This window comes from Vibrio sp. 03_296 (assembly GCF_002265885.1).
Genome location: NZ_NPKW01000914.1, coordinates 1 through 619, shown reverse-complemented (window position 1 = coordinate 619; position 619 = coordinate 1). Strand labels below are relative to the sequence as shown.

Genomic DNA, 619 nt, shown 5'->3' with positions numbered 1-619 from the left:
GAGCCCATTGCTTCAATTTGCTTAAGTTTTCGATCCTGGGATTCCGACGTCAAAACGCTCAGCGAGTTTTATGGTCGTTGTCGAGTGTGGTGCCAATGCAATGTTCGCTAATACCGTTTTGCTATCTGGAATAAACCTGCCAAGATCTGTAATCAAACTAGTGGGATCGAGTTTGTATTGTGATAACTCTTGCACTGAGAGCGAGTTTAACCACGCACACATGTCAGGATGCGTGTCTACCCAAGGAAGTTGTTCATGCAAACTTTGATGAAATGGTTCAAAACGCCAGAATCGTTGGTGCTCAGTAAGCCATTCATCGAGCAATTGAAATTGTTTTTGCATGTATCCCCCTAAAATTGACGACGCTATTTTAGGGGGAAGAAGCGGTGGAGGAAAGCGCTTTAACGAACGGGAAGAACGATGTCTTTAAACATTTCATCAATCTCAGCATTTGATTTCAACGAGATCGCTTGTTCTACTACTGGCCTTGTCAAATGAGGGGCAAATCTTTCCATAAAATCAAACATATATGAACGTAGGAACGTACCTCGGCGGAAGCCGATACTGGTGGTACTTGCGCCAAATAAGTGGCTCGCATCGATCGAGACCAGATCTTTAT

At 43.8% G+C, this 619-nt stretch carries 1 protein-coding gene and 1 pseudogene; both read right to left on the bottom strand.

Features of this window, described 5'->3' with window-relative positions:
- Nucleotides 1-21 precede the first annotated feature (21 nt).
- Nucleotides 22-342: a hypothetical protein gene (locus tag CIK04_RS28815; RefSeq protein WP_325205970.1), complete on the bottom strand. Its 321-nt coding sequence runs from the start codon at nt 340-342 to the stop codon at nt 22-24.
- A 59-nt stretch (nt 343-401) separates the two neighbouring features.
- Nucleotides 402-619 (bottom strand): annotated as a pseudogene (gene cysB, locus CIK04_RS28810) (HTH-type transcriptional regulator CysB); the annotation flags it as partial.